General features: G+C 39.2%; 5 protein-coding genes and 1 pseudogene. 5 read left to right on the top strand and 1 reads right to left on the bottom strand.

The annotated features are described in order from the left end of the window. Window positions 1–23: 23 nt before the first annotated feature. The gene (locus R2B77_RS17580; RefSeq protein WP_203249313.1) at window positions 24–293 is read right to left on the bottom strand and encodes a hypothetical protein; all 270 of its coding nucleotides are present in this window, start codon (window positions 291–293) and stop codon (window positions 24–26) included. A 511-nt stretch (window positions 294–804) separates the two neighbouring features. Here R2B77_RS17580 and R2B77_RS17585 point away from each other — a divergent pair. The 5 genes and pseudogenes from R2B77_RS17585 to R2B77_RS17605 form a co-directional block, all read left to right on the top strand. Then, window positions 805–1,016: pseudogene (locus tag R2B77_RS17585) on the top strand (type I restriction enzyme endonuclease domain-containing protein); the annotation flags it as partial. Window positions 1,017–1,163: 147 nt separating this feature from the next. Further along, complete coding sequence (locus R2B77_RS17590; RefSeq protein WP_203249311.1) at window positions 1,164–4,646, top strand: right-handed parallel beta-helix repeat-containing protein; 3,483 nt, start codon at window positions 1,164–1,166, stop codon at window positions 4,644–4,646. Between the two features lie 212 nt (window positions 4,647–4,858). Continuing rightward, the gene (locus R2B77_RS17595) at window positions 4,859–5,167 is read left to right on the top strand and encodes a hypothetical protein (RefSeq protein ID WP_203249310.1); all 309 of its coding nucleotides are present in this window, start codon (window positions 4,859–4,861) and stop codon (window positions 5,165–5,167) included. 302 nt (window positions 5,168–5,469) lie between these two features. Next, complete coding sequence (locus R2B77_RS17600; RefSeq protein ID WP_203249309.1) at window positions 5,470–6,288, top strand: hypothetical protein; 819 nt, start codon at window positions 5,470–5,472, stop codon at window positions 6,286–6,288. A gap of 298 nt (window positions 6,289–6,586) precedes the next feature. Continuing rightward, on the top strand, window positions 6,587–8,185 hold a 1,599-nt coding region (locus R2B77_RS17605), incomplete at its 3' end, for a TOTE conflict system archaeo-eukaryotic primase domain-containing protein (RefSeq protein WP_322555773.1).

Raw genomic sequence — 8,185 nt, forward strand, 5'->3', positions numbered from 1 at the left:
CGTTATGAAACAGCATTAACATTTTACTCAGTAACGTATTCGTTAATATCCCACTGCATTAAATCTTTTTTTGATTTAACATTTGGTTTTGGAATATCATAATGTTTTTCGTATTTGCACATTTTGCAGGAACAATTCAACTTCGCTTTAGACAATTTTCCGGGATGCTTAATATAAGGATGTACGATATCATCCGTTGTATCCACTCCCCAGGCATATCTTACAATCTCTAGCTTCCGGCTAATTGCCCGCTTTCTTTGATGGTGATAATATGACCTTGAACGATTTTTCATTAGTGAAAACCTCCCTTGAGAATCGTACCGCCCGCAGGGGTCCTCAAAAGGTTTTTAAACCCCTACAGGCAGGTACTCAACGTTTTCACTAGATTTCTATTTAAATTCATTAAATGTCCTCCTGTTTGTTCTATTAGCAGTATATCGTATATAGAAGTTAATTCATCGTTTTTTTATTTTGTTTATAGGAGACTTATAAAATGCCAGCATTGTACCGTGTGTAGTGTTCATTAAATTAAATGTCCAGTGCTCGCATTCAGTGTAATAAACATACTACGATCTTTGATAGAGTCAGCAAAATACGCATGGTGCAATAAAAGTGTAATAGAATAGGTGACGCTGGTGGTCGGCCATTGTTTTAAGCAAAGAGCAAAGTTCTCTTTGTCCTGAGGCTGTAGGTGCTCTTATCCACATTCGTAGCATTAATAGTAGTTTAACCATAATAAATAATCCATTCTTGAGTGGGAGCTCATAATGGATGGATTATATCATCTCCTGCTGATTTCCTTGAACTGGGTTAATCAAAGAAGAAATCGCTTTTGTGATGCGCTGGCCTCACATGATACGGCAGAACAAGTATTGGGCGACGACATTTTGAAAAATATTGTATGTGAGCTAACGAAGGTGATCAAAGAAAATATGAGCATCGACTGAAATTCACGAGATTCTGCAAGAGTTAAGAAGCGAATTACAGTTCGAAGACTGCTGAAGAAGTACGGCTATCTACTCTTGTTCACAAGCAGTTCTTTACTCTATCCCTAGGCTTACTAGTATACTTAACTGATGATAGAACTCATTCGTATAATTGTGTTTAGAAAAATACAAAGTATAGAAATCAATTGAATTTACGATTAGAAAGTGGGAAGATACGTGGCAATTATTCAAGTGTCTCAGCGTGAAGGATCCAACTACAAAACCATTCAGGTTGCAGTAGAGGCAGCTCTACCAGGAGATACAGTGGAAGTTGATGAAGGTGTTTATGATGAACATGTAACAATCGATAAGCTGCTCGTTCTCCGAAGTTCAGAAGGTGAAGCAAGCTCAGTTCGTCTAACAGGAAGTGTTCGTATCGCGACAACGGAAGAAGTGCGTATCGAATCGATCAGTATTGGAGGAGGCACTGGTCCAGTGGACTATGGTTTACATATCGAATCAGGAGATGTAACGCTTCACCACTGTCTTTTCTCTGAGATTCAAGGAGTTGCAATGCGAGTGGATGCAGCTGCAAAAGTATCCGCAGAGCATTCGAACTTTCAAAAAAACATCCAAGGGATTGAGGTATTAGGGCGTTTGGCTTTGTTCGAATGCATAGTAGAAGACACGGTCAAGTCTGCACAAATTAGTGTGCGCGCGGGAGGAGAAGTCGCGGTAACGAATTCCGGAATTTTAAGTGGGCAAGATGCTGGCCTTTGCTTGTATGAAACGAGTCGAGCAACAATCACCAAAAGTTCATTCATCGGAAATCGCGGGGTTCAACTTCGTTTAGAACAAGACAGTTCTATGGACGTAGAAAGTACGAATTTTTATTTTGGACATGTCCAAGGAATCTATTGTGATCAATCTAAGGGTGTCCTGAAAAATTGTGTCTTTAAAAACCAAAGTTTGGAGCATGTAGCATTTACGAATGGATCCCATATCAAAGTCGAGACAAGTACGTTTGAAAATGGTGAGGCTGAAGGAATGAACGTCAGTGGTTCATCAGTTGAGCTATCCGACTCACAGTTAAAAAACCAAAAAGGAGACCAAATTTCCTGTAACGAACAAAGCAAACTCTCGATTACAAAAACACAGATCCTTTCGGGTGAGTCTAGAGGAATTGTTTCCGGAAATTCCACGTGTACACTCATCGAATCTGAAGTGAAGTACAATCAGATGACGCAACTCTCTGCGTTTACTCAAAGCGTGTTCACGATTCTGGGTTGTGAAATTGAGAGTGGAAACAATAAAGGAGTTTACGTGACAAGTAGTCAAGTGACTATTTCGGATTCTCTTATTAGCCATCATAGTGGTGTACAGATTTTTGCTTCTGAACAATCGGAAGTAATTGTGTCGGCGACCGAAGTAAAGAGTGGGGATAGTGCAGGGATAGTTGTGAAAGAATCCAAGTTGACGGCGGCCAATTGCATCATCTTCGGTCATAAGGGATCCAACGTTTTACTCAGTGCTGCGGCTAAAGCAGAAATTACGGATTGTAAAATATCGAGTGGCGATAAGAACGGCATACTTGCAGGTCCTGAAGTAGTTATTTCAGTAGAACGGTCAATTTTGTTCAATCATAAAAGGCCACAAATAAGAGCAACCGAATCTGCAGAAGTCTTTATAACGGAATGTGAAATCTATGACGGTCAATCGTCAGGAATCGTCTTGAGTCAGGTGGAGCGTACTGAAGTGACCGTAACTCGAGTACATGGTCATCGTGATGATCAAATCATCTTGCAAGATTGTTCAGATGCTGTATTCACTGGGGTGCAAGTGATGAATGGAAAGAAGGCTGGACTGAGACTCGAGCGTTCGGTGCCAGTTCTTAACGACTGTTCTGTTGAGAACAACGAAGCAGGAGATTTAGTTCGTTGGGATGACAGTGTTCCTGTGCTTACCGATACGGACTTGCAGGTTCCACCAATCACTAGTAAATTAGGCGGCAGTGCTGGACATTCTTCTACTGTAGATTCATCACCTACTGATCAGAAGGATGTTTTCATGAGTGGTTTGAACGGGTTTATTGGACTGGAAGATGTGAAAAACAAAATCCAGGAGTTTAAAAACGTAAGCGACATTAATCAATTCAAATTAGAGCGTGGAATGAAAGCTAATCCGATGGTAGCACCTCATATGGTCTTTCAAGGTAATCCGGGTACTGGTAAAACGATAGTCGCTCGGCTTATAGGGAAGATTTTTAAGGAACTAGGTTTATTAAAGACAGGTCACGTAACTGAAGTGAAGCGAGAAGATCTCGTTGGAACGCATGTTGGTGAATCAGAAGAACGAACGAAAGTAATTATTAAGGAAGCTATGGGTGGCGTCCTCTTTATAGATGAAGCGTATACGCTTGCAGCAAGGGGCAATTCTAGTAATGATTTCGGAAAAAAAGTAATTGAAACGTTGCTTCCTGCAATGGAAAATTCTCGCGGTGAATTCATTGTTATCGCGGCAGGCTATACCGAAGAAATGAACCGTTTCCTTGCGTCTAATCCGGGATTGAAAGATCGTTTTACTGAAAAGATTCACTTTCAAGACTATACACCAGATGAGTTGCTTCAAATCTTCTTAAGTCAGTGTGAAGGAAGCTATGTGCTTACTCCTGCTGCCAAACAAGCAGTTTATGAGGAGTTCGTGGAACGTTATCGTATGCGCGATGAAACATTTAGTAACGCTCGAATGGCACGTATACTATACGATCAAATCGGGCTTGCTCAGTCGATGAGAATTGCGAAACTTCCGCGTGAAGAGTGGACGGAAAAGGTATTGACGACGTTTGAAGAACAAGACGTTGTACAAGCGGTACAAGAGCATGGCGTGAAGACGTACGAAGTTCCAATCGATGAAGTACTACTCGCCCATAAACGTGCAGAACTCCATCAGTTTATCGGCCTTGGTTCTGTGAAGGTTGAAATAGATAAAATGATTGAATTAATGAGATACTACAAACGAGAAAATCATTCTACAGAGAAATTGATGAACCACACGCTGTTGATTGGTAAACCAGGGACAGGTAAAACCGAGGTCGGTCGTGTGCTCGCTGGTATTTATCAAGCGCTTGGATTATTAGAACGAGGCGATCTGATTGAAGTAGATCGCAGCGATTTAGTCGGTAGTCATATTGGTGAAACGGAGAAGCTGACAGCCGGGCTGATTGAACGAGCGATGGGTAGTGCGTTCTTTATTGATGAAGCGTACACACTTGTGAGTGGTGGAGAGAATGACTTCGGGAAAAAAGCAGTGGAAGTGTTGTTGAAAAAAATGTCCGATCGACAAGGCCAGTTCCTATTAATTGCCGCAGGGTACGAAAAAGAAATGAATCAATTCTTAGACAGTAACCCCGGACTCCGTCGACGTTTCGGACTAACGCTCCATTTTGAAGATTATACACCAAAGGAATTAATGGAGATTACCGACCTTTATAGTAAAGGGTACGGCATAACAGATGAAGCAAAGCGTACATTAGTTCTTCACTATGAAGAGATTTATGCACGTAGAGATAGTCATTTCGGAAATGCCGGTCTTGCTAAAAAAATAGCGAAAGAAATGACGCGTAAAGTCGATTATCGAATGGCTGTGGCGAGCAATAAACAAAATAGGCTTGCGCTCGAAAAAGAAATTACGAAGGATGATTTAGTTTTGTTGGAGAGTTGAATGATTTGTTGTTTTAGTACACAGGTAATGGAAAATGATTCGAAGTCCCCTTTTTCGCATAATCCCCTAAATTAATTCCAAAGTCATGTGAAATAATTATGAAAAATCTCCCACTTATTAATATGCAAAAAATTTAGCATATTAACTTGGAAGAGTCTAGTTTTGAATCTGGGGGAATTTGAAAATATTCCATGCTTTTTGGAGGGGATAAAGTGATCGTTTACACAAATATGTATTACTATCCCTCGTTGAAAATATATGCTGAAAGACTTCGAATTGCTTCTGAAGAAAATTATCAAGAGTTATGGGGATATTTTTCTGGGAGATTTGGTGATGAGTATGATCGTATCTCTCGCTCCATCGGAGTACCCATTCGAACAAGAGTATATCGTCTAAGTAGGAGTCATTACAAAGATCAAGGTCATTGGTGGAGGATTTATTTGTTTTCGGGGAAAGAAGCGATAATAGATACCGTATCCATTGTCACGCTAGCGGTTATATTATTGTTTTATTTATTATAGATATAGGTGTTTCCTTTTTTCTGAGCTGCTAGAAAGTTTGGTCGGGTTTTGTAACCAGAGGTTTGAGAAAATTATTAGGGCTCTAAGAGTCAGTAGATTTTACCTATGGGGTGTATTACATTTTAAACGCTAAATTGATTATGATCAAAACTGAAAAGGAACGCATGTACGAGTGACATGAGTTCCTTTTCTCCGATACGCAAACGCATGTACGAATGACATGAGTTATACGTTTCTCTGCTATTATATTCATTATCACAAGAATACATACATTTTGTCAAGGAAAGTAGGTGGGTACTTATATGAATGAGTCTAAGACTACAGATTTAATAATTTGTTTTGATGAGAGCGGCAAACAAAGTAGCGATCCTATTCAGTTAATGGGGGCGCTATGTATTCCATCTTCAATTTACTATCATTCAGATTTTACTTCTTTACATAAGCTAAATCAAAGCTATAATTTCCACTGGACTGATTATGGAGGTTATTCAAAAGATAGGCAGGGAATAGAGGAATTGTTCGATTTGGCATTGCCACTTGCTCCTTATACTCAAATGAATTTTATTCATTATTCTAAGTCAGCCCTAGATCAGCAAGCTCGTGTATTTTCAAAAATTTATGATTCTAAACAAACTATTGTAAGTGACACGATATACACAAAGCTACCAGAACGCATTTGTTATGGATTGTTACGGGGATATAGTGAACACAGTCAAGTGCAAGCAAAAATAGTAGTGGAGGATGCAACAGAATATAGATCTAAAAATCTTGCTAGTAAGATGCAACATGCGCTGAATATCCATTCAGTTTATAGGGGGGAGTCCTTTATGATTACTGAATGTGATTATCGTGCAAAGGGTGAAGAGATTGGTGTAGAGATAGTAGACTTATTTTTAGGCATGCTCGGTCTTATTCTGGATAATCCGATTTCTTCTGGCAATAAGAAAAAAGCGAAAATCAACTTAACCTTAAAGTTACTAAAATACAATAAGATACAGCCATTCTTCAGGAATTTACGGTTATTTCAATTAAAGAATTCAAATCAATTAATTGAAGCTAGTGTAGAGGCAAGTATAAAGTTATTCATAGCGAGAAATTACGAAGTATTTCGTTCTCTGTAATGCTTATGGATTACAATTTAGGCAGTGAACGGGATGATCTTTTCGGTAGTTGGAACGTGCGTAAGAAGGAATTGTTTACAGCAAAATATATTAAAAAAGTATGGCATTACCTTATCTCGATGAATTTTCCATAGTGATTTGGATGTCAAAAACGTATCCCCGAATTCTATTGAAGGAATTCAAGGATGCGTTTTTTGAATGATGGTGATTTCATCAATCATTAATATTGAAATGAGGTTATCATCACTACTAACTAGGATATAGTAACAGTATACATCATGTGAATCGAGGGATTGATATGAAAAATGAAATGGAGAAACTGAGGCAGGAAAATCTTTATTTGAAACAATTATTGGTGAAAATGATGAATCGAGAGAACACCTATGTAACTGGAAAAGTAGTGAGTAAGCTATCTTCAGTAGAAGAGAAAGTCAGTCTCTTAAACAGCCTATTTAAAGGGAGAAAGGACGTCTATGCACTGCGCTGGGAGTCGCAAAGCGGAAGTAGTGGATATATACCTGCATGCGCTCTGGAATGGCAGAAACCGATTTGCCAAAAGCCACTTATTAAATGCAGTCAGTGTCAGCATCGCCAATTGCTACCTTTGACTGATCAAGTACTTAATGAACAGTTGAACGGTGAAAAGACTATTGGAATCTACCCGTTATTATCGGATGGCACCTGTACTTTTTTAGCGGTTGATTTCGATGGGAGTCAATGGAAACAGGATGTGAAATTATTCTCGGGAACCTGCAGGAAGTTGAATGTACCATTTCATATTGAGCGTTCCCGTTCTGGCAATGGGGCGCATGTCTGGATTTTTTTCACTTCATATGTGATGGCAGCGACTGTAAGAAAACTAGGGATGTACCTTTTATCAAAAACGGTGGAACGAAATGGTGGGGTTCAGTTAGCATCATTCGATCGTTTGTTCCCGAATCAGGACGTTTTGTCGAAAGGTGGATTTGGTAACCTCATTGCATTGCCACTCCAAAAGGGACCGGCACAATTAGGGAACAGTTTATTTGTTGATGAGCATTTTAGTGCTTATCCTGATCAATGGATGTATCTGTCGTCTGTTCAAAAAATGACAGAGCAAGAGATTCAGTTGGTACTTCGTGATCATGATAACGTAAAAGAGGAACGTTCTTTCCTGATGCCTGACAAAATTAGTGTTGAATTAAAAAATGGTATTCATATTGATAAGGAAGGGATTCCTTCAACTTTATTAGAAAAAATGGGGAACGTAGCATCTTTTAATAATCCTGAGTTTTATAAAGCGCAAGCGAAAAGGCTGTCTATTCATGGAATTCCTCGATTGGTCCAATGTGCAAATGATGGGCAGAAGGAGCTCATTTTACCACGTGGTTGTTTAGAGGAGCTACAAAATTTGCTGAAACATGAATCTATTCAACTGGACATTTCAAACCATTCTTATGCCGGTGAAAATATTGACATCGACTTTCATGGGAATTTATCAATGCAACAAGATGAAGTCGTCAATACATTACTTGAGAACGATCATGGCACACTAGCTGCAACTACTGGTTTTGGTAAGACCGTTGTAGCTACTGCTGTAATGGCCAAGCGGAAGGTTAATACATTAGTCATTGTCCATCGTACGCAATTAATGAAGCAATGGGTGGAACGACTTGCAACATTTTTGGGTGTCTCCCCAAAAGAAATCGGACAAATTGGTGGAGGGAAAAACCATATAACCGGAAAAGTTGATGTGGCAACAATCCAAAGTTTAAATTATGGGGGCCAATTAAAATCTTTTATCACACAATATGGACAAGTTATTGTGGATGAATGTCACGTTATTTCAGCAGTTACTTTTGAGAAAGTGTTACAACAAATTCGTGCTAAATATGTATTGATTCACACCCAAAAAGCT

The organism is Sporosarcina beigongshangi, assembly GCF_033485195.1.
Classification (GTDB): Bacteria; Bacillota; Bacilli; order Bacillales_A; family Planococcaceae; genus Sporosarcina; species Sporosarcina beigongshangi.

Coding starts and splice junctions, on each gene's coding strand:
- R2B77_RS17580 (WP_203249313.1), bottom strand. CDS start 293: ATGAAAAATCGTTCAAGGTCATATTATCACCATCAAAGAAAGCGGGCA.
- R2B77_RS17600 (WP_203249309.1), top strand. CDS start 5,470: ATGAATGAGTCTAAGACTACAGATTTAATAATTTGTTTTGATGAGAGC.